This is a genomic window from Novipirellula rosea, from assembly GCF_039541335.1.
Classification (GTDB): Bacteria; Planctomycetota; Planctomycetia; order Pirellulales; family Pirellulaceae; genus Novipirellula; species Novipirellula rosea.
Genome location: NZ_BAABGA010000069.1, coordinates 1 through 1,361 on the forward strand (window position 1 = coordinate 1; position 1,361 = coordinate 1,361).

Annotated in this window: 1 protein-coding gene; it reads left to right on the forward strand. The window is 53.5% G+C overall.

The window, feature by feature from the left end; genetic code table 11:
• The first annotated feature begins 765 nt into the window (after window positions 1-765).
• On the forward strand, window positions 766-1,278 hold the full coding sequence (locus ABD971_RS25275) for an SMI1/KNR4 family protein (protein ID WP_345326668.1): 513 nt from the start codon (window positions 766-768) through the stop codon (window positions 1,276-1,278).
• Window positions 1,279-1,361 lie beyond the last annotated feature (83 nt).

Sequence of the window (1,361 nt, forward strand, 5' to 3'; positions counted from 1 at the left end):
GCAAACCGCGAACACAAAGCGTATCCTAACATCCGAGAGACACCGTTCTACTCGCCCGGAGTCCGCGAGTTGAGTTTTCTTGATGTGGAGAGTCGATCGCGCGGCCCCGCTGAACCGTCCCGTTCTGCTATTGAGAAAACACCATGCAGTGGATAGGAATTATTAGCTTGTCCATTGCTTGTTGCGTTGTTTACGGAATCTTGCACGACCAAGTTACTGCGAGAATTTGCGTCGAATACTTTACGATCGGTCATCCTCCAGTTTTTCCAACACAAGACCCAACTTTGCTCGGCATCGGGTGGGGATTAATCGCAACGTGGTGGGTTGGCGCTATCTTGGGCGTTCCGCTTGCGATGGTATCCCGCCTTGGCTCTGCCCCGAGGAAATCAACCGCCGAGCTATTTCGCCCCATGGTCATGCTTATGATTTTCAGTGCATCATTTGCGTTCGTCATGGGGTTGGCCGGATTCGTCTCTGCACGGAACGGGTGGGTATTTCTCATCAACGAGTTGGCGACGCGCGTTCCGCCCGAAAAGCACGTCGCATTCATCACTGATCTTTGGGCTCATACCGCCAGCTACTTTGCAGGATTCGTCGGAGGGCTCATACTCATGGTTCGCACATGGCGTTCGCGACGCTCGAACGCAGCACGTACGAAAGCAGAACCATGACATGCACGGGAGGACGGCTTGCGCGTTTTATTGAAGTGGAAAATTTTTCGTCCGTCCCCCGTGATGTCTACCGTTCGCCGACTGACATTGAATCGTGACACAACGATCGTTTGACGATTTGCTGCATCGCCTTGCCCATGCTGGGATAGCTCCACCTGCATCGCTGGTTGGTTGCACGGAGGCTGAGATTGCTTCCCTCGAAGCGAAATACAACGTGACGCTACCGGCGACGTATCGCACTTACTTGACAATGATGGGACACGATTCGGGCCGCCTACTCACACACGATCACTACGCCGCGACATATTCCCATGTTTTGGACATGACCACTCAATGCCGCGAGGACCGCGACAAATTTCCCGATTGCGGATTGCCCACGCTACCGCCTGACGCCCTCGTGATCGTCGGTCGGCTTGGCGAACAATTCATGATGATTCGTTGCTCTGCGTCCGACGACTCTCCGGTTTGGTACTTCAATGAATATGATGGCGAGATCAAACAGAGTTTTGGATCTGTGCTTGACTGGTTAGACTCACTTGCTGACGAAGCCGAGAATGCGATCGCCAACGGCTATTACAAACGGTTCCCGAACGGTACACGACCCTGAACTCAAAATGCGGCGAACCATGCGATGCAAGTTGCGGACTGGAAATGGTTTGAAGACGAGCGGGTGTGAATCCCGCCTGAGTA